The 17,709-nt window shown below is 72.7% G+C and carries 15 protein-coding genes; 9 read left to right on the forward strand and 6 right to left on the reverse strand.

Features of this window, described 5'->3' with window-relative positions; translation table 11 throughout:
- Positions 1-44: 44 nt before the first annotated feature.
- Both ACA511_RS20095 and ACA511_RS20100 read right to left on the reverse strand, forming a co-directional pair.
- Entirely contained in the window at positions 45-2,462 is a 2,418-nt protein-coding gene (locus ACA511_RS20095; protein ID WP_375025939.1) for a M4 family metallopeptidase, read from the reverse strand.
- A 311-nt stretch (positions 2,463-2,773) separates the two neighbouring features.
- Entirely contained in the window at positions 2,774-3,802 is a 1,029-nt protein-coding gene (locus ACA511_RS20100) for an alpha/beta hydrolase (RefSeq protein ID WP_375025940.1), read from the reverse strand.
- Positions 3,803-3,921: 119 nt separating this feature from the next.
- On the opposite strand from ACA511_RS20100, the gene ACA511_RS20105 reads away from it, so the two are divergent.
- Positions 3,922-4,653 carry an isocitrate lyase/phosphoenolpyruvate mutase family protein gene (locus ACA511_RS20105; protein ID WP_375025941.1) on the forward strand — a complete coding sequence of 244 codons (732 nt, stop codon included), beginning with the start codon at positions 3,922-3,924 and terminating at the stop codon, positions 4,651-4,653.
- Between the two features lie 101 nt (positions 4,654-4,754).
- On the forward strand, positions 4,755-5,579 hold the full coding sequence (locus ACA511_RS20110; protein ID WP_375025942.1) for an oxygenase MpaB family protein: 825 nt from the start codon (positions 4,755-4,757) through the stop codon (positions 5,577-5,579).
- A 9-nt stretch (positions 5,580-5,588) separates the two neighbouring features.
- On the opposite strand, the gene ACA511_RS20115 is transcribed toward ACA511_RS20110, so the two are convergent.
- On the reverse strand, positions 5,589-6,512 hold the full coding sequence (locus ACA511_RS20115; RefSeq protein WP_375025943.1) for a hypothetical protein: 924 nt from the start codon (positions 6,510-6,512) through the stop codon (positions 5,589-5,591).
- 460 nt (positions 6,513-6,972) lie between these two features.
- Between ACA511_RS20115 and ACA511_RS20120 the strand changes: the two genes are divergently transcribed.
- Both ACA511_RS20120 and ACA511_RS20125 read left to right on the forward strand, forming a co-directional pair.
- On the forward strand, positions 6,973-7,767 hold the full coding sequence (locus tag ACA511_RS20120; RefSeq protein ID WP_375025944.1) for a GntR family transcriptional regulator: 795 nt from the start codon (positions 6,973-6,975) through the stop codon (positions 7,765-7,767).
- Positions 7,768-7,873: 106 nt separating this feature from the next.
- A complete protein-coding gene (locus tag ACA511_RS20125) occupies positions 7,874-8,518 on the forward strand; it encodes a hypothetical protein (RefSeq protein WP_375025945.1) in 645 nt (214 codons plus the stop codon).
- On the opposite strand, the gene ACA511_RS20130 is transcribed toward ACA511_RS20125, so the two are convergent.
- Entirely contained in the window at positions 8,481-10,214 is a 1,734-nt protein-coding gene (locus ACA511_RS20130) for a BCCT family transporter (protein ID WP_375025946.1), read from the reverse strand. The two genes, ACA511_RS20125 and ACA511_RS20130, sit on opposite strands and share 38 nt — an antisense overlap.
- 172 nt (positions 10,215-10,386) lie before the next feature.
- Between ACA511_RS20130 and ACA511_RS20135 the strand changes: the two genes are divergently transcribed.
- From ACA511_RS20135 to ACA511_RS20145, 3 genes are read left to right on the forward strand one after another with little or no spacing between them, the layout of a single operon-like run.
- Positions 10,387-11,118: an ABC transporter ATP-binding protein gene (locus ACA511_RS20135; RefSeq protein ID WP_375026290.1), complete on the forward strand. Its 732-nt coding sequence runs from the start codon at positions 10,387-10,389 to the stop codon at positions 11,116-11,118.
- Positions 11,115-13,541: an FtsX-like permease family protein gene (locus ACA511_RS20140; RefSeq protein WP_375025947.1), complete on the forward strand. Its 2,427-nt coding sequence runs from the start codon at positions 11,115-11,117 to the stop codon at positions 13,539-13,541. The genes ACA511_RS20135 and ACA511_RS20140 overlap by 4 nt, the downstream gene beginning before the upstream one ends.
- 11 nt (positions 13,542-13,552) lie before the next feature.
- Positions 13,553-13,723, forward strand: a complete 171-nt coding sequence (locus tag ACA511_RS20145; RefSeq protein ID WP_375025948.1) for a hypothetical protein — start codon at positions 13,553-13,555, stop codon at positions 13,721-13,723.
- Between the two features lie 27 nt (positions 13,724-13,750).
- Here the strand turns inward: ACA511_RS20145 and ACA511_RS20150 are convergent, their stop codons facing one another.
- Positions 13,751-14,689, reverse strand: coding sequence for an RNA polymerase sigma-70 factor (locus ACA511_RS20150; protein WP_375025949.1), 939 nt, complete (start codon positions 14,687-14,689; stop codon positions 13,751-13,753).
- 190 nt (positions 14,690-14,879) lie between these two features.
- On the opposite strand from ACA511_RS20150, the gene ACA511_RS20155 reads away from it, so the two are divergent.
- A complete protein-coding gene (locus ACA511_RS20155; protein ID WP_375025950.1) occupies positions 14,880-16,364 on the forward strand; it encodes an MFS transporter in 1,485 nt (494 codons plus the stop codon).
- 22 nt (positions 16,365-16,386) lie between these two features.
- Here the strand turns inward: ACA511_RS20155 and ACA511_RS20160 are convergent, their stop codons facing one another.
- The gene (locus ACA511_RS20160; protein ID WP_375025951.1) at positions 16,387-16,896 is read right to left on the reverse strand and encodes a MerR family transcriptional regulator; all 510 of its coding nucleotides are present in this window, start codon (positions 16,894-16,896) and stop codon (positions 16,387-16,389) included.
- Positions 16,897-16,924: 28 nt separating this feature from the next.
- Between ACA511_RS20160 and ACA511_RS20165 the strand changes: the two genes are divergently transcribed.
- Positions 16,925-17,707, forward strand: a complete 783-nt coding sequence (locus ACA511_RS20165) for a methyltransferase domain-containing protein (RefSeq protein ID WP_375025952.1) — start codon at positions 16,925-16,927, stop codon at positions 17,705-17,707.
- The last annotated feature ends 2 nt before the right edge of the window (positions 17,708-17,709 follow it).

Consider the following 17,709-nt stretch of genomic DNA (forward strand, 5'->3'; position numbering starts at 1 on the left):
GACGGGGGAGCGGGCCCCGTCACGGGCCGCGAGCGGGGGGGCGGTCAGGACTGGGTGATCTTGATGTTGTCGAGGCCGGCCTCGACCAGGCTGCCGGTGCCGTTGTCGGCCGCCTCGACCACGATGCGGACGGACTGGCCGGCGTAGGCGGACAGGTCGTAGGTCGCCGTCTGCCACGCCCCGGCCTTGGCGGCCATGGCGCCGCTCTGGCTCAGCGCGGTGCCCGTGCCGTTCGGCCCGACGACGCGGACGCGCAGGTAGTCGTCCGTGGAGCTGTTGTCGAGGTGGGCGAGGTACCAGCTGAAGCTCAGCGACAGGGCGCCGCTCGGCAGGCTGATCGCCGGGGACTGGACGCTGGTGACACCGCCGTCGACGTCATAGGCGCCCGCGTCGGCGCCGGCCGCCGCGCCGGTCGTCAGCGCGCCGCCGCCGCCGGCGGCGGCGAGCTGCAGGGGCGTGCCGGACCAGCTCGTCGGCTGCGGGGCGCCGCGATCCCACGCGCCCGCGGTGGCGGAGTCGGAGCCGGCCGGGTCGGTGGTCCAGCCCTGGCCGCTCTCGAACTCGTCGGAGAAGACCGTCCCGCCGGGCGAGCCGGTCCCGACCGTGAGCGTGTAGGCGGCGGTGCGGTCGACGGACGCGCCGTCACCGGCGACCGTGATCCGGTACGTCCCGTCGGCCGTGCCCGCCGGGACGCTCACGGTCATCGTGGACGACTGGCCCGCGGTGACCGTGCTCGGCGAGAACGACACCGCCGGGCCGGCCGGGCTGCTCGTCGCCGACAGCGACACCTGCTGGGCGCTGCCTGCCGTGACGGCCGTGCTCACGGTGATCGTGGCCGTCCCGCCGGACTGGGCGCGGCCGGAACCGGGGCTCAGCGACAGCGAGAAGTCGTTCTGCTGCTGGGTGCCGCAGGACGCCTCGCCGCTCTGCGCCGGGACGTTGATCGCGCTCCAGGCCGCCTTCACCGCGTTGCACTCGGTGGGCGAGCCGGGGAACAGCTCCACCGCCGCGTTGATCGTCTCGGTGCGGGCGCGGGCGTGGCTCCAGCTCGTGACCTTGCGGTTCAGCCCGCCCATGAAGATCTGGCCGGCCTTCTGGACCCCGATGCCCGTCACGGTCGAGCCGTTGCAGGTGGGGCTGGCCGGGCTGCCGTTGGACGGGTTCGACCCTTCCGCCAGCAGGTAGAACCAGTGGTTCTGCGGGCCGGCCGCCGCGTGCACCTCGGTGCTCGGGATCGACGACGAGTAGCAGTTCGGGTCGCCCAGCGCGGACGGGTCGTACATGTTCCGGATCGGTCCGGAGCCGACCAGGTCGACCTCCTCGCCGACCAGGTAGTCCGGCGGGTCGAGGTTCGCCGGCTCGTTCATGTAGTGCTCGGTCAGCGCGCCGAAGATGTCGCCGGCCGACTCGTTCATGCCGCCCTTCTCGTTGCCGCTGCCGCCGCTGTCACCGCCGGGCGTGGTGGTGAAGACCGCGTGGCCGTTCTCGTGGCCGACGACGTCCACGGACGTGGCCTGCTTGGTGCCGGCCTGGTTGTGGCCGAAGCTGGTGTAGCTGCCGTTCCAGTAGGCGTTCGCCTGGTTGAGGCCGACGCGGAGCGGGAAGCCGCCGCCGCTGCCGTTGATGCCGCTGCGACCGAGCCAGTCGCCCAGCATGTTCCATTCCTTCTGGACGGCGTACATGGCGTCCACGCAGGCGGTCTCCAGGTCGGTGCCGCCGCCGTTGCCCCATGCGCTGTCGGTGCCGGTGTAGGTCGAGCCGTTCTGGCCGCCGCACCGGACACCGGACCGCTGCGGGTCCGTCATGGACGTCGCGGCGGTGCTGAGGTCGACCGTGCCGTGGTAGTAGCTCTGGTCGTCGGCCGCGTCCCGGACCTCGTCCCAGGTCTTGACGACCTTGCCGGTCTTCGCGTCGACGAGCACATGCAGCTTCGTCGGAGCGTTCCGCCGAGTGCCGCTGACGACGGTCTCGTAGACGAGCCGTCCGGCGCCCTCCGCCAGCACCGTCAGGCGGGGCGCGGACGCGCTGTCGACCTTGCCGACCCGGGCGCGGGACGTCGCCGCGGCGCTCGCCGCGCTGACCGTCGCCTTGGTCGACACGTCCAGCTTCTTCGTCTGGTCGACCGACGTGCTGAGCACGCCGCCGCCGGCGTTCGTCGTGACGACGAAGTCGCCGCCGTAGACGGGGAGTCCGTCGTAGGTGCGCTCGTACTGCACGTGCTGGAGGCCGCGCAGCCCGGAGGTGACGCCGCGCCGGACGATCCGGTCCTCTGGGGCCTTCTTGAACTCGGCGGGCTTCGCCGCGACCAGGCGGTCGGCCGAGGCGGCGGCGACGGTGCGGGGGTCCGGCTTGGCCGGGGCCGCGGGGGCGGTGCGAGTGGTCGCACCTGTGGCGGGGGAGGACATCGCCACGGCGAGGCCGACGGACAGCACCGTCGCCCCGATCGCGGTCTGGTGTCTCACGGGGGTGCTCCTTCCACGTGCCGGACGTGCGGGGGGACACGTGGAGGTCCTTGTGGGAGCGCTCCGCGGGGCCGCCGCCCGCCCGGCGGGGGTATGGATGGGGGACTCATCCGGATGAGCTGCCCCGAAGTGCATCCCGAATTGTGAAAAGTGTCAATGAATCCATTTGTTACTGGATTTTCAATTGTTCTGCGACTGTGAATGAAATCGCGGATAAAGCCGCCGTGGGCAGCGCGAACGGGCCGGGCCGGTCATGCCGGCCCGGCCCGTTCACGGTCGGGATTCGTCGCGCGCGCGCCGCTACACCGCGCCTACGGCGCGATGCGCCGGCAGAGCCAGGCGAGCGCCAGCGGGTAGCGGTAGTCGATGCCGCCGTGGCCGGCGTCGAACAGCTCGAAGCGGATCACGTCCTCCCGGACGCCGGCGTCCAGGAGGGCCTGGTGGAACGCCTGCGCGCCGACGTCCAGGAACCACTCGTCGCGCGTCCCGCCGTCGATCCAGATCGCCCGCTGCGACCGCATCGCCTCCGCGTGCCCCGGCACCATCCGGACCGGGTCGAACGTCAGCCAGCGCTCCCACACGTCCTGCCTGATCACCCCGGTGACCGGGTCGAACGGCAGGTCCGGCGCGCCGTCCTCGCGCGCGGAGTAGCAGAGCGCCATGCCGAGGATGTTGAGCAGCTCCATGTCCTCGGGCTTGGTGAACGCCGTGCGCGAGGTGAAGTCGCTCCACCAGCGCCAGATGTCGCCCTCGTACTTGCGCAGGTGCCGGACGCACTTCGGGAACTCGGGCAGGTAGCAGTACTCGAACAGCGCGTCGCCGGCGTGCGTCGCGAGCGCGCCGAACAGGTCGGGGCGGAGCATCGGCGTGATCATCGCGCCGTAGCCGCCGCTGGACTTGCCGCTGATCGCGCGGTGGCCGGGCGCGTCCAGCGTCCGGTACCGGGCGTCCACCCAGGGGACGATCTCGTCGCAGATGTAGGAGTGGTAGCGGCCGGTGCCGGGCGAGTCGACGAACTGGCTGCCGCCGTGCGCGGTCCAGGCGTCCACGAACACGACGATCGCGGGCGGGGCCTCGCCGGACGCGAACACCGCGTCCGCCGTCTCGGGGAACGGCTGCCGGTAGGGCATCCGGTTGCGCCAGATCCCGACGTGCCCGGTGAACCCGGTGATCACGTACACGCTGGGATAGCGGCGCTCCGGCTCGTCGTCGTAGCCTGGCGGGAGGTACACGAGGACGGGCCGCTCGTGCGGGTCCTTCAGCGGGTTGCCGCGCAGCAGCTCGCTGCCGACGATGTGCTCTTCCAGACGCCCGGCGAGCTCGGCGGACCATGGCAGCATGGGGACTCCCTCATCGCGGGTCAATGATCGCTCTGACGCTAACCCAGTGCCGCTCCCGCCGCCGATGTCACAATCCGGCGGGTCGTCTGAGTCCACCTCCGCGAGGGAAGGAGACTGCCATGACCGAAAAAGCCGCACTGCTGCGGGAGCTGCACCGGCCCGGTGATCCGCTGCTGCTGCCGAACGTCTGGGACGCCGGAAGCGCCGCGATCGTCCAGGAGGCGGGGTTCCCGGCGCTCGCCACCGCCAGCGCCGCGGTGTCCGCCATGCTCGGCTACCCCGACCACGAGGGCGCGCCGGTGGAGGAGATGCTCGCCGCCGCCGGACGGGTGATCCGTGCCGCGACCGTCCCCGTCACCGTGGACGCCGAGGCCGGATACGGGCTGCGGCCCGCCGAACTGGTCGAGCGGCTGCTCGCCATCGGCGCCGCGGGCTGCAACCTGGAGGACACCTACGCGGGCGAGCTGGCCGTGCCGGAGGTGCAGGCCGGATACCTCGCCGCCGTCCGGGACGCCGCCGGCGACGCCCTGGTGATCAACGCCCGGGTCGACACGTTCGTCGCCGGGGTGCCCGACCCGGTGGAGGCCGCGATCGAGCGCGGGCGCCTGTACCTCGCGGCCGGCGCCGACTGCGTCTACCCGATCACCGCGCCGATGGACGCCGTCCCCGCGCTGGTCAAGGGGCTGCCGGGGCCGGTCAACGCGAACAACTTCCCGGGGGCGCCGCTCGCCGACCTGGCCGCCGCCGGGGTCGCCCGCGTGTCCTACGGCCCGATGCCCTACCTGCGCACTCTCGACACGCTGAAGGAGTTCGCGGCCCGCGTCCTCGCCAGGGAGGACCCCTACGCCTGACGGTTGTGAGGGCGCCCACTCCCGGGCGCCCTTGCAAGCGCACACTTACACTGGCACAGTGAGACGGAAATCGCCTCTATGTCTCAGGAAGTGAGGCCGGGATGACCATGACCGCGGAGGAGACGCCCCCGAAAGTCGTCCTCGACTCGATCAGCGGCATCGCTCTCGCCGCCGCCGCCGCGAACGTCGTCATGCAGCTCGCCCGCCTCCCCGTCGGACACGGCGTCGCGAAGAGCACCGTCGACAGCGGCCGGGTCGACAAGCATCCCGTCAAGCGGGCCCGCACCACGCTCAGCTACATCGCCGTCGCGATGCTCGGCACCGAGGACGAGCGCAAGGCGATGCGCCAGGAGGTCAACCGCGCCCACCGCCAGGTCCGCGCCAAGGAGCCCGTCCCGTACAACGCCTTCGACCCCGAACTCCAGCTCTGGGTCGCCGCCTGCCTCTACGTCGGCGTCGAGATGATCTACGACGTCCTCTACGGGAACCCGACCCCCGCCGAGGCCGAGGTGATGTACCGCTACGGCGCCCGTTTCGGCACCACCCTGCAGATGAAGCCGGAACTGTGGCCCGCCGACCGCGCCGCCTTCGAGGCGTACTGGCAGGACGGCCTGAAGAAGATCCAGATGGACGACCTCACCCGCGGGTACCTGCGCGACCTGGTCGAACTGCGCTTCCTGCACGCCCCGGTGCGCCTCGCCCTGGGCCGCACCCACACCTTCCTGACCCTCGGCTTCCTGCCGCAGCCCTTCCGCGACGAGCTCGGCTACGACTGGACGCCCCGCGACCAGCGCCGCTTCGACCGCGTCATGCGCGCCCTCGCCCGGACCAACCGCCTCATGCCCCGCCCCGCCCGCGAGTTCCCCTTCAACCTCTACCTGCACGACTTCCGCCGCCGCATCAAATCCGGCCGCCCCGTCGTCTGACCCCGGACCTCACCGGCGCCGGATCCAGCGCCGCGGCCCGTAGATGCACGCGCGCCCTTGCCGGGAGCCGAACATCTCCGCGGCGTCGTGGCCGACACCGGGTACGCGCACCAGCCTGTGGACGTCGCGCCCCGCCTTGTGGCGAAGGTAGGCGTGGTAGATCTCGCCGCGTTCGACACGGGTGCGGCCCTGCGCCTCGGCGGCCGGATGGATCTCCAGCAGCGCCGCGCCGCGGTCCGCGTCCTGCGCGCCCAGCAGGTAGACGACGTCGCGGCCGGCGTAGCGCTCGAAGTGGTCGTCTCCCGACCTCGCCGCACCGAGGTAGTCGGGCAGGACGCCGCTGAAGCCGTACCGCCACTGATCGACCTCTGCCGCGTCGTGGGGGACGAAGGAGTCGCCCGTGCGCCTGTCGGTGTCGAAGTACAGATAGGTGGACGGATTGGCGACGACGAACCTTACGGGCACCGCGAGCTCGTCGGGGCCCCGGCCGACGGCCGCGTAGCGGTTGACGAACTGGCCGCCGGCCGAGTTGCCGACGAGGGTCACCCGCCGGAGGCCGGGGAACGCCTTCAGCCCGCGCAGCAGTTCGTCCATGACCGTGAACGAGCTGACCTCGCCGAGGCCGCCCTTCCAGTCTTCGGTGCCCCAGTGCAGATATCCGGCGCGGTCCTCGGCGCCGCGCACGTCGTCCTCGGTGAGGAACTGGGGCGCGACGACCAGCCGGTGCGGCGCCTTCTTGATCGAGCGGAAGTAGTCCCCGGCGTTCCGCAGCGCGCCGTGCACGACGATGACCGCTTCGGTCAGCCTCGGCTGCCGCCCGTCCAGCCGAGCGGACGTGAACACGGCGAGTTTCCGGCCTTCCACAATAAAGGCCTCGTCGCCGATTTCGCCGATCGCCTCGTGCTGGATGCCAGCCTGGTTGGCAAAGGTCACCGTTCCCCCTCGAAGGCCGTCCGGTAGGTATGCGGCGGTCCATACCCGTGCCGGCGGTACCGAGCAGGAGTCATGCGGAATACGGGCCTGGGCGCCGATCTCCTTGCCCGATCTTTGATGGTGAATGACCAGTATGTGGGTCTCATGTTCCAGGGTCCGCCGGTGCGAGTAAGAGGGAGCCAGAGCTTTTCATCTCCCGGTGTCCGTCGTCAGCGGGTCCCGAAGTTCTCGTATTTGAGGCTCGTCCGAATAGTCATATCCGCCGCATCCGCAACTGGGGGCGCGCCATGCGTTCCGGTGCGCCACCGCAACGCCGGTGATGCAGGCGGAGTTCACGGCCGCCTGTCCGGTGGGGGTTGCCCGGGTCGACTGGTAGGTGAGGTACCTATGTCTTGCCGGGGAGCGCCGTCGCGGGCATTGGCGGTGACAATGGGCGTAGCCGGGCTGGAAAGGATTTCCGATGGCCAATGCGCTGCACAAGGAGATCGCCGACGAGATTCGGGAGAAGATCAAGTCGGGCGGGTTCGCGGCAGGGGAGCGGCTGCCCACGGAGCCTGAACTGGAGCGAATTTTCGGCGCGTCCAGAAACACGATCAGGATCGCCGTGACCAATCTCGTGCACGAGGGCCTGATCCAGATTCAGCCGGGGCGCGGAACGTTCGTCGCGAAAGGGCCGATCCCGTTCTTTGTGATCCTTTCCCGGGAGGAGGGCGGGGACGGCACCAGTTCGTCCCTGGACTCCTACAGCGCCGGCGTCCGCGCGGCGGGGCGCAAGCCGAGCGTTCGCGGCTTCGAGACGCGGATCGAGTATCCGGACCGGGAGATCGCCGGTTGGCTGGAGGTCGACGAGGACACCCAGGTCGTCGTGCGCGGCTCGCAGCGGTTCATCGACGACACGCCGTACTCGCTGCAGAAGTCGTACTACTCGATGGACCTCGTGCGGGGGACCGAGATCGAGAGCAAGGAGAAGATCCCGCGGGGGACGATCCGGGTGCTCGCCGAGCTGGGGCACGAGCAGACCGGGTACCGGGACGAGATCGTCGCTCGCATGCCGACGCCCGAGGAGAAGAGGTTCTTCAAGATCGGGCCCGGTATCCCCGTCGTGGTGGTGTACCGGGTCGCCTATTCCGGCGACTCCACGCCGATCCGCCTGACCGTCACCGCGTACGCGGCGGATCGCAACCGGCCGTCCTACGACATCGGAGACGTCCCCGAGCGGCCCATGGCCACGGGGCAGATCTCCATCGTCGGATAGCCGTTCAGGCGTCCACCTGGGGCGGAGCCGACCCGCCCCGTCATGAGGCAGGTGGCTCAGAATTCCCATACCGGAGACACGGACGCTGCACCGGGGGATGTTCGCCGTGGACATCGCGTCGTTCGGCTCGCGCCGCGACCCGGACGTCCAGCGGTACCTGCGGTCGTCCATCCACCAGATCGTGCGGGAGTCGTGCCGGGCGGCAGGGCTCAGCTGGGACTCCTGCCATCACGAGGACCGCGGCGACGGCCTGTTCGTCATCGCCGAGCCCGGCGCCGGCATCGACGTCCTGCTGGAGCCGCTCGTGGTGCGGTTGCTGGGGGGCGTGCGGCGGCACAACAAGCTGGCCGGCGGGGAGGCGCGGATACAGCTGAGGGTGGCGGTCCACGCCGGATACCTGCACCTCGACGAGCACGGCGCCACGGGGGTGGCGCTCAACCACCTCTTCCGGCTGCTGGACGCGGCGCCGCTGAAGTACCGGCTCGCCGAGGCCGCCGGCGATTTCGCGCTCATCGTGTCGCACCACCTCTTCGAGGAAGTCGTCGCCTACAGCGTCGGAGTGGTCGAGCCGTCCGCGTTCGCCTGCGTGCCGGTCAAGGTGAAGGAGACCCATGACCGGGGCTGGGTGTGGGTGCCGCCCTCGCCCGCGCGCGGGGCGTCCGCCGAGCCCGCGGTGGCGACCGCGCAGTTGGCGGTGTTGTTGGCGGCGGTGGTCAGTCGGTTGGACGAGATCGTCCAGGGGGGTCGGTGAGGCCGGGGCCGGGCTTGTCGGCGGAGGGGCGGATCTGCAGTTCGAATTCGCCCCGGTGGCGTGCGACGCCGGCGACGACGGCGTCCTCCAGGACTTCGGCGCCCTTGTTCTGGCGGCGCATCATGGGGTCGTCGCGGACGTCCTTGGCCAGGGAGAAGCACAGCAGGATCAGGACGATCGCGAACGGCAGCGCGCCGATGAACGTGACGTTCTGGATGCCGTTGAGCGCCTCGTCGCCGCCGATCACCAGCATGATCGCGGCGACGCCGCCGGTCAGCGCGCCCCAGAAGATCACGATCCAGCGGGCGGGGCTGGTCGAGCCGCGCTGCGACAGCGTGCCCATGACGATCGACGCCGCGTCCGCGCCGGACACGAAGAAGATCGCGACCAGCACCATCACGATGACGCCGGTGACGGCCTCCCACGGCAGGTGGCCGAGGACGTTGAAGGTGATCTGCTCCTCCGAGCCGTTCCCGTAAGGGTTCAGGCCGTCGCGCTGCTGGTGGATCGCCGTCCCGCCGAAGATCGCGAACCAGACCAGGCTGACCGCGCTCGGCACGAGGATGACGCCCGCGACGAACTGGCGGATGGTGCGGCCGCGGCTGATCCGGGCCAGGAACATGCCGACGAACGGGGCCCAGGAGATCCACCACGCCCAGTAGAAGATCGTCCAGTTGGCGAGGAACGTCTCCATCGCCTTGCCGCCCGTCGCGCCGGAGCGGGACGCCATCTCGCCGAAGTCCTGGATGTAGACGCCGATCGAGGTGGGCACCAGCTCCAGGATGAACACGGTCGGCCCGACCACGAACACGAACACGGCGAGGACGGCCGCCAGCACCATGTTGATGTTGGACAGCCACTGGATGCCGCGCGCGATGCCGGACACGGCCGACAGGACGAAGCAGATCGTCAGCACCACGATGATCAGCACGAGGACGGTGGTGCCGAGGCCGTGGATCCAGCCGGCCTCCTGCATCCCGGTGCGGATCTGCAGCGCGCCGATGCCGAGCGAGGCCGCCGAGCCGAACAGCGTCGCGAACAGCGCCAGGATGTCGATGAGCTTGCTCAGCGGGCCGGTGCTGCGCCGGTGGCCGAGCAGCGGCGCGAACGCCGAGCTGATCAGCTGGTCGCGGCCCCGCCGGTAGTGCCCGTACCCGATCGCGAGGCCGAGGACGGCGTAGATCGACCACGGGTGCAGCGTCCAGTGGAACATCGTGGTGGCCATGGCCGTCTCGATCGCCGGCTCGCTGTGCGGGGCGTCGGTGGCCGGGGGCGGCATCACGTAGTGCGTGAGGGGTTCGGCGGCGCCGAAGAACATCAGCCCGATGCCCATGCCCGCGCTGAACATCATGGCGATCCACGAGACGGTGTGGAACTCCGGCTCGTCGCCCTCCTGGCCGAGCGGGATCCGCCCGTACTTGCTGAGGGCCAGCCACAGCGAGAACACCACGAACCCGGTCGCGGCGAGGACGAACAGCCAGCCGACGTTCTTCAGGAGCCAGTCCAGCGCCGCCTGCGCGGCGGAGCTGAGGCTGCCGGTCGACGCCCCGCCCCAGATCACGAACGCCACCGACAGGACGGCGGTGACGCCGTAGACGATCCAGTCGGTGCGCGCGCGTCCGTGGCCGCCGGAGGGCGCCGGCCCGGTGCCCGGGAAGGAATCCTCGGCTTCGCCCTCGCCCTTGGAGCTGCTCATGATCAGGACTCTTGCCCAGATAGTCGCTTCTCAGTGATCCGGGGAAGCAATTCGTTCGCCCGGGTGGTGTAGCCCGCTACACCCCCGATTCGGGAGGGCGGGCCCATGTGCCGGACCCCCTCGCGAACCTAGATTCGTCCAGGTGAACGGGGTTTTCCAGGCGGAGGGGATCATGACGACGATGACGGCGGAGGCCACCGCGGACGCCGTGGGACTGGAGGCGGTCGCCAAGACGTACGGCCCCGTCCGGGCGCTGGACGGGGTCACCTGGACGTTCCCGCGCGGCGGGTTCACCGCCCTGATGGGCCCGTCGGGTTCGGGGAAGAGCACGTTCCTGCACTGCGCGTCGGGGCTCGACCGGCCCACCGAGGGGACGGTCCGGATCGGCGGCGAGGACATCGGCCGGCTCAGCGAGACCAAGCGGACCAGGATGCGCCGGGAGCGGATCGGGTTCGTGTTCCAGTCGTTCAACCTGATCCCGTCGATGGACGTCGAGCAGAACGTCACGCTGCCGCTCCGGCTCGCGGGCGCCGCCGCCGACCCCGGCTGGCTGCGCGAGGTCGTCGGGCGCGTCGGGCTCGCCGACCGGCTGGCGCACCGGCCGTCCGAGCTGTCGGGCGGGCAGCAGCAGCGCGCCGCGATCGCCCGCGCGCTGATCACCCGTCCGGAGGTCGTGTTCGCCGACGAGCCGACCGGCGCGCTCGACCCGCGCACCGGCCGCGAGGTGCTGCGGCTGCTGCGCGAGGCGGTCGACCGGACCGGCCAGACGCTGGTGCTGGTCACGCACGACCCGATGGCGGCCGCGTGGGCCGACTCGGTGCTGTTCCTCGACCGCGGCCGGATCGTCGACGAGGTCACCGACCCGTCCGCCGCCGCCGTCGCGCGCCGCTGGGAGTCGCTGTGAGGAGCCGGGGGGCGTTCGCCGGGATCTTCGCTGCGCTGCTGTTCGCCGCCGCGCTGATCGGGGTGTGCGGGGTGCTGGTCGAGTCGGCGTGGCGGGCGCACGGCCCGGTCGAGCGGTACGGCGCCGCCGCGGCCGTCGTGACCGGCCCGCGCACCGTCACCGCCACGGTGAAGAAGCTCGGCGACCCGCCGGCGGAGGCGTCCCGGCCGGTGACCGAGCCGTCCCGGGTCGCGGTCGGCGCGGCGGACCGGCTGCGGGCCGTGCCCGGCGTCCGGGCCGTCGTCGCGGACGTGTCGTTCCCCGTCCTGCTGGCCTCGGGCCGGACGGTGACCGGCCACGGCTGGGACGCGGCGGCCCTCCGCCCCTACGAATTGAGCGCCGGACGCGCCCCGCAGGCCGCGGACGAGGTCGTGCTGAGCCGCTCCGCCCGTGCCGCGCCGGGCACGACCGTCCAGGCGCAGACGAACGGGACACCGCGTACCTACCGGGTCTCCGGCCTCGTGGACGACGGCCCCGGCGCGGCGTTCTTCACCCCGGCGACGGCGGCGGCCCTCTCCGGGCATCCCGGCCGGGCCGACGCCCTCGCCGTCCTCGGGGACGCCGACGCGGGCGACCTCCGCGAGGCCGCGCCGGGCCTCACCGTGTCCACCGGGAAGGCGCGCGGGGACATCGAGTCCCCGGCCGTGGCCGCCGCGCGTCCCGACATCCTGGAGATGGGCGCGTCGTTCGGCGGCCTCGCCGTGCTGACCATGCTCGTCGTCGTCGGCGGGCTGATCGTCCTGTCGGTGCGGGAGCGGGCCCGCGAGTTCGCGCTGCTCCGCGCGATCGGCGCGACCCCGTGGCAGGTGCGGGGGCGGCTCGTCCGGGAGACGCTGCGGGCCGGGGTGCCCGCCGCGCTGATCGGCGGGGCCCTGTCGGTCGGGCTCGGCGCGGCGATGCTCACCGTGATGCGGCGCGAGGACGTCCTGCCGGACGGGTTCGGGCCGTCGCTCAGCCCGCTGCCCGCCCTGGCCGCGGTCGCCATCACCTTGCTCGCGGCGGTGGTGACGGCACTGATCGCGTCGCTGCGGGTCACCCGGATCCGGCCCGTCGAGGCGCTGGGCGAGGCGGCCGTCGAGCCCGCCGACCTGCCCGGTTGGCGGGTCTGCGCCGGCGTCGTCTTCCTGATCGCCGGACTGGGCGCGCTGGGCTTCTCCGGCGCCACCTCCGGCTCGGCGGCGGTCGCCGCGGTCGGCGGGCTGGTCATGTCGCTGATCGTCGCCACCGCGTTCCTCGGGCCGCTGCTCGCCCGGCACGGCGCCCGGCTGCTGGGCGGCGCCGCCCAGGCCGTCGCCCCGGTCACCGGACGCCTCGCCCGGCACGGCAGCGCCGCCGCCGCGCTGCGCGCCGGCTCCGTCCTCACCCCGGTCGCGCTGGCCGTCGCGTTCGCCGGCACCCAGCTGTTCGCGCAGACCACCATCGTCCACGCGACGGCCGGGCAGGCGGCGGCGGGGAGCCGCGCCGACCAGGTCGTGGTGTCGGCCGGGCCGGGCCTCCCGCCGGGCGCCGCCGAGGCCGTCCGCCGCGTCCCCGGCGTCGCCGCCGCGACCCCCGTCAACCGCACCACCGTGGTCATGAAGGTCAAGGAGATGGGCGACGAGGAGCTCACCTCACTGCCCGCGCGCGGCGTCGGCGCCGACGCCGGGGCCACGATGGACCCGAAGGTGGAGTCGGGGCGGCTCCGCGACCTGCGCGGCACCGCCGTCGCGCTCAGCCGCGACGTGGCGGGCGGCCTGCGCGTCGGCTCCACCGCGCCGCTGTGGATGGGCGACGGCGCCCGGATCGACGCCCGCGTCGTCGCCGTCTACGAGCGCGGCCTCGGGTTCGGGGACGTCCTGCTCCCGCACGACCTCGTCGCCGCCCACACCGCCACCGGACTGGACGACCACGTCCTCGTGCGCGGCACGGCCGACCTGAGCGCCGCCACGTCCGCCTACGCGGGCGTCCGGGCGATCGACCGCGACGCCTACGCCGAGGCCCTGTCCGAGGAGATCCGGCTCCAGGGCTTCTTCAACCTGGTCGTCGTCGCCGCCATCGGCGGGTTCGTCGCGATCGGCCTCGTCACCACGCTCGCCCTGGCCACGGCGGCGCGCCGCCGCGAGTTCGGGCTGCTGCGCCTGGTCGGGGCGACCCGCCGCCAGGTGCTGCGGATGCTGCGGCTGGAGGCCGCCATCGTCCTCGGCACCGGCGCCGCGGTCGGCGCCGCCATCGCGGCCGTGACGCTCATGGCCTTCGCCATGGCCGTCACCGGGGTCCCGCTGCCCGCGGTCTCCCCGGTCACGGCCGCGGCCGTCCTCCTCGGCGTCGCCGGTTCCGGCGCCGCCGCGATCCTCCTCCCGGCGCGGGCGATGCTGCGCCGCCGCACCTCCCCGTCCCTCCACTGAAAGGCGTTCCCATGTCGAACCGCACCCGCTGGACCGTCGTCGCCCTCCTCGTCGCGATCAACGTGCTGGTGAGCGTCGCCCTCCCCGACACGTGGCAGTCGGTCGTCGCCAACGCCGTCACCGGCCTCGGCGCGATCGCCCTGGTGGTCGACTACTTCGTCCGGGGCCGCCACCGCACCTGAGCCGCGCCCGCGTGCTTCGCGGGCGGCCTAGCGCGTCAGCGCGGTCTCCCGGCCCACGCGGGACAGCTTCTCGGGGTTGCGGACCAGGTAGAGGCCGGTGATGAGGCCGTCCTCGACCCGCACCGCGACGACGCCCTCGACCTCTCCGTGGAGACGCAGGATGAGCCCCGGGCCGCCGTTGACCTGGACGGGTTCGACCGTGATCCCGGCGCCGAACCTGCGCAGGCCGAAGCTCAGCAGGCGGCCCACCTTGCCCGCCCCCACGATGGGGCGCGGCACGGCGCGCTTGAGCCCGCCGCCGTCGGACAGGACCACGACGTCCGGCGCGAGGATGTCCAGGAGGTTCTGCAGGTCGCCGGTCTCGACCGCCCGCTGGAAGGCGTGGAGCGCGGCCCGTGTCTCGCCCGGGGACACCACGTCGCGGGGGCGGCGCGCGGCGACGTGCGAGCGCGCCCGGTGGGCGATCTGCCGGACCGCGGCCGGCGTCTTGCCGACCGCCTCGGCGATCTCGCCGTACGGCAGGTCGAACACCTCGCGCAGCACGAACACCGCCCGCTCGGTCGGCGTCAGCGTCTCCAGCACCAGCATCATCGCCATCGAGACGTTGTCGGCCAGCTCGACGTCCTCCGCCACGTCCGGCGTGGTCAGCAGCGGCTCGGGCAGCCAGGGGCCGACGTAGGACTCCCGGCGGCGGCCGAGCGTGCGCAGCCGCGTCAGCGCCTGGCGGGTGGCGATGCGCACCAGGTACGCGCGCCGGTCCCGGACGGTGTCCAGGTCGACGCCCGCCCACCGCAGCCAGGTCTCCTGGAGGACGTCCTCGGCGTCCGCGGCCGATCCGAGCATCTCGTAGGCGACGGTGAAGAGCAGGTTGCGGTGGGTGACGAACACCTCGGTCGCGGGGTCCACGCGGTGGTCTCGGACGGACGGCTCGGCCGCCCCGGTCGCCTGGTCGGTGTGCGCGCTCATGGGTCCTGCCCGTTCGGTCTCGACGATTCCGCGTGCATGCACAGGACGCCGCCGCCGCGCGTTATGTGACATCCGGGACGGGTGGCGTACATCACCGTCACAGGTCGGCGGTCCCCGGCATCTCGTGTTCGTCAGGGACGCCGCCCGGACGGTCCGCGCGGCACGCACCCCACTGAATGAGGACGAGGTCATGGCAACAAAGGAGGCCCCGGCGGTCGCTTCGCGCCGCTGGGCCGCGCTGTTCTTCATCGGGCTGGCCCAACTCATGATCGTGCTGGACGGCACGGTCGTGAACATCGCGCTGCCGTCGCTCCAGCGGGATCTCGGCATCTCCGACGGCGACCGGCAGTGGATCATCACCGCGTACACGCTGGCGTTCGGCGGCCTGCTGCTGCTCGGCGGCCGCATCGCCGACTACACCGGCCGCAAGCGGACGTTCCTGATCGCGCTGCTCGGCTTCACCGCCGCGTCCGCGCTGGGCGGCGCGGCGTCCGGCTTCGAGACGCTGCTGGTCGCCCGCGCGCTGCAGGGCGCGTTCGGCGCGCTGCTCGGACCGTCCGCGCTGTCGCTGCTCACGGTGATGTTCACCCTGCCGAAGGACCGCGCCAAGGCGTTCGGGATCTGGGGCGCCATCTCCGCCGCGGGCGGCGCGGTCGGGCTGCTGGCCGGCGGCGCGCTGACCGACTACCTGGACTGGCGCTGGTGCCTGTACGTCAACATCCCGATCGCCGTGATCGCGGTGGTCGGCGGATACGTGATGCTGACCGAGTCGCGGCGCGAGGGCCGGGCCCGGCTCGACATCCCCGGCGTGCTGCTGGTCTCCGCCGGGCTGGTCGCGGTCGTGTACGCCACCGGCCGCGCCGAGGCGGACGGCTGGCGCTCGGCGACGGTCGTCGGCCTGCTCGCCGCCGGCGTCGTGCTGCTCGCCGCGTTCGTCCTCGTCGAGAGCCGGGTGCCGCAGCCGCTGCTGCCGCTGCGCGTCCTCGCCCACCGCACCCGCGGCGCCGCCTACCTCTCCGTGGGGCTGACGGGGCTCGGCATGTTCGGCGCGTTCCTGTTCATGACCTACTACATGCAGGTCGCGAAGGGGTACTCGCCGATCAGGACCGGCGTCGCGTTCCTCCCGATGGTCATGATGGTCCTGGTGTCGGCGGCCGGGCTCACCGCCCGGCTGATGCCGAGGGTCCCGCCGCGGACGCTGATCGTCCCCGGCATGCTCATCAGCGCGGCGGGCCTGCTGTGGATGACGACCCTCGACCCCGGCACCGGCTACGCCGGGGGCGTGCTGGTCACCGGGCTGCTGTTCGGTCTCGGCGCGGGCATGATCATGCCGGTGGCCATCAACTACGCCACCCACGGCGTCGACCCGGGCGACTCGGGGGTCGCCTCGGCGAGCGTCAACGCCGCGCAGCAGGTCGGCAGCTCGATCGGCCTCGCGCTGCTCAACACCATCGCCACCAGCGCGACCGTGGACTACCTGGCCTCGCACGGCGGGAGCCCCGCCATCGCCAAGCAGGCGCTCGTGGAGGGTTTCGGGACGGCCAGCGCCTGGGCCGCGGGGATCCTCACGGTCGGCGCGCTGATCGTCGCCGCCCTGATGAACGCCGCGCGGCCCGAGGAGCAGTCCGCCGCCGAGGACAGCGGGGACGCCGCGCCGCTGCTCGCGCACTCCTGACCCGGCGGGCCCGTCCGCGTGGTCAAGGAGCCTGTCGCCGGGGGCCTCCTTGACCACGCGGCCGCCCGGCCCGCCGCCGCTCCGGCGCGTCCGCGCCCGCGGCCGGACCGTCCGCGCCCGCGGCGGGAGCGTCCGCGCCCGCGGCGACGCGCTCCGCCACCAGCCGCCTGAAGTTCGGGCACCGGGTGATGTCGTCGTGGTCGCAGCCGAGGGCGCCCTCGATGAGGTCGAGGGACGCCTCCGCCGCGGCGATGCGGCGGCGGAGCGCGTCGGCCTCGTCGCGGAGGACGTCCCGCCGCCGCGCGGGATCGGTGCCGGGTGCGAGGTAGCCGATGGTCCGGAGGGAGAGCCCCGCCTCCTTGGCGCGCAGGATGACCGCGACGCGGGTGAGGTCGGCGGCGGTGTAGCGGCGGCGTCCGGCGGCGTCGCGGGCGGGGCTGAGGAGGCCCAGCGACTCCCAGTGCCGCAGGACGTGCGCGGCCAGGCCGAAGCGTCCGGCGAGGGCCCCGATGCTCATCTCGCTTGACTTCATGTCGACATTAAGTCGCATCCTGGCGCTCATGACCAAGGAAACGAACCGGCCGGACCCGGCGGACCGGACGCGCCAGGCGACGGAGACCCTCATCGCGCTGCTCGACGCGGCCGACCGCATGCCGGGCGTCGCGGACCTGCGCGCCCGCTCCTACGAACTGCTCGGCGCCGGGCCCGGGACGTCCGTGGTGGACGTGGGCTGCGGCGCCGGACGGGCCGTGGCGGAACTCGCCGAGCGGGGCGCGGACGCGGTCGGCGTCGACCCCAGCGAGCAGATGATCGGAGTCGCGCGGGCCCGGTGGCCGGAGGCGGACTTCCGGCTCGCGGGGGCGTACGAGCTGCCGCTCCCGGACGCGTCCGTGGACGGATACCGCGCCGACAAGGTGTTCCACATCCTGGCCGAGCCGGAGCGCGCGCTGGCGGAGGCCCGCAGGGTGCTGGCGCCCGGCGGGCGGATCCTGCTGGTCGGCCAGGACTGGGACACCATCGTCGTCGACTCCGGCGACCCGGCCCTCACCCGCGCCATCGTGCACGCCCGCGCGGACCTCGTCGTCGAGCCGCGTTCCGTCCGCCGCCAGCGCGGCCTGCTCCTCGACGCCGGCTTCCGCGACGTGACGGTCGAGGTGCGCACCGGCGTGTTCACCGGACCGACGATGGTGCCCGTGCTCGACGAGATGGCCGAGAAGGCGTGCTCCACCGGAGCCGTCACGCGCGAGCAGGCGGACGGCTGGATCGCCGAGCAGCACGCGCGGGCCGAGGCCGACCGCCTGTTCCTGGCGCTGCCGATGTTCGTCGCGGCCGCGACCCGCTAGGA

Source organism: Actinomadura sp. GTD37, assembly GCF_041951365.1.
Taxonomy (GTDB): domain Bacteria; phylum Actinomycetota; class Actinomycetes; order Streptosporangiales; family Streptosporangiaceae; genus Spirillospora.

What these genes read in the sequence shown, in the direction of transcription:
- ACA511_RS20135 (WP_375026290.1), top strand. Translation starts at nt 10,387, where the DNA reads ATGACGACGATGACGGCGGAGGCCACCGCGGACGCCGTGGGACTGGAG.
- ACA511_RS20110 (WP_375025942.1), top strand. Translation starts at nt 4,755, where the DNA reads ATGACCATGACCGCGGAGGAGACGCCCCCGAAAGTCGTCCTCGACTCG.
- ACA511_RS20150 (WP_375025949.1), bottom strand. Translation starts at nt 14,689, where the DNA reads ATGAGCGCGCACACCGACCAGGCGACCGGGGCGGCCGAGCCGTCCGTC.
- ACA511_RS20120 (WP_375025944.1), top strand. Translation starts at nt 6,973, where the DNA reads ATGGCCAATGCGCTGCACAAGGAGATCGCCGACGAGATTCGGGAGAAG.
- ACA511_RS20155 (WP_375025950.1), top strand. Translation starts at nt 14,880, where the DNA reads ATGGCAACAAAGGAGGCCCCGGCGGTCGCTTCGCGCCGCTGGGCCGCG.
- ACA511_RS20145 (WP_375025948.1), top strand. Translation starts at nt 13,553, where the DNA reads ATGTCGAACCGCACCCGCTGGACCGTCGTCGCCCTCCTCGTCGCGATC.
- ACA511_RS20160 (WP_375025951.1), bottom strand. Translation starts at nt 16,896, where the DNA reads ATGAAGTCAAGCGAGATGAGCATCGGGGCCCTCGCCGGACGCTTCGGC.
- ACA511_RS20130 (WP_375025946.1), bottom strand. Translation starts at nt 10,214, where the DNA reads ATGAGCAGCTCCAAGGGCGAGGGCGAAGCCGAGGATTCCTTCCCGGGC.
- ACA511_RS20105 (WP_375025941.1), top strand. Translation starts at nt 3,922, where the DNA reads ATGACCGAAAAAGCCGCACTGCTGCGGGAGCTGCACCGGCCCGGTGAT.
- ACA511_RS20165 (WP_375025952.1), top strand. Translation starts at nt 16,925, where the DNA reads ATGACCAAGGAAACGAACCGGCCGGACCCGGCGGACCGGACGCGCCAG.
- ACA511_RS20100 (WP_375025940.1), bottom strand. Translation starts at nt 3,802, where the DNA reads ATGCTGCCATGGTCCGCCGAGCTCGCCGGGCGTCTGGAAGAGCACATC.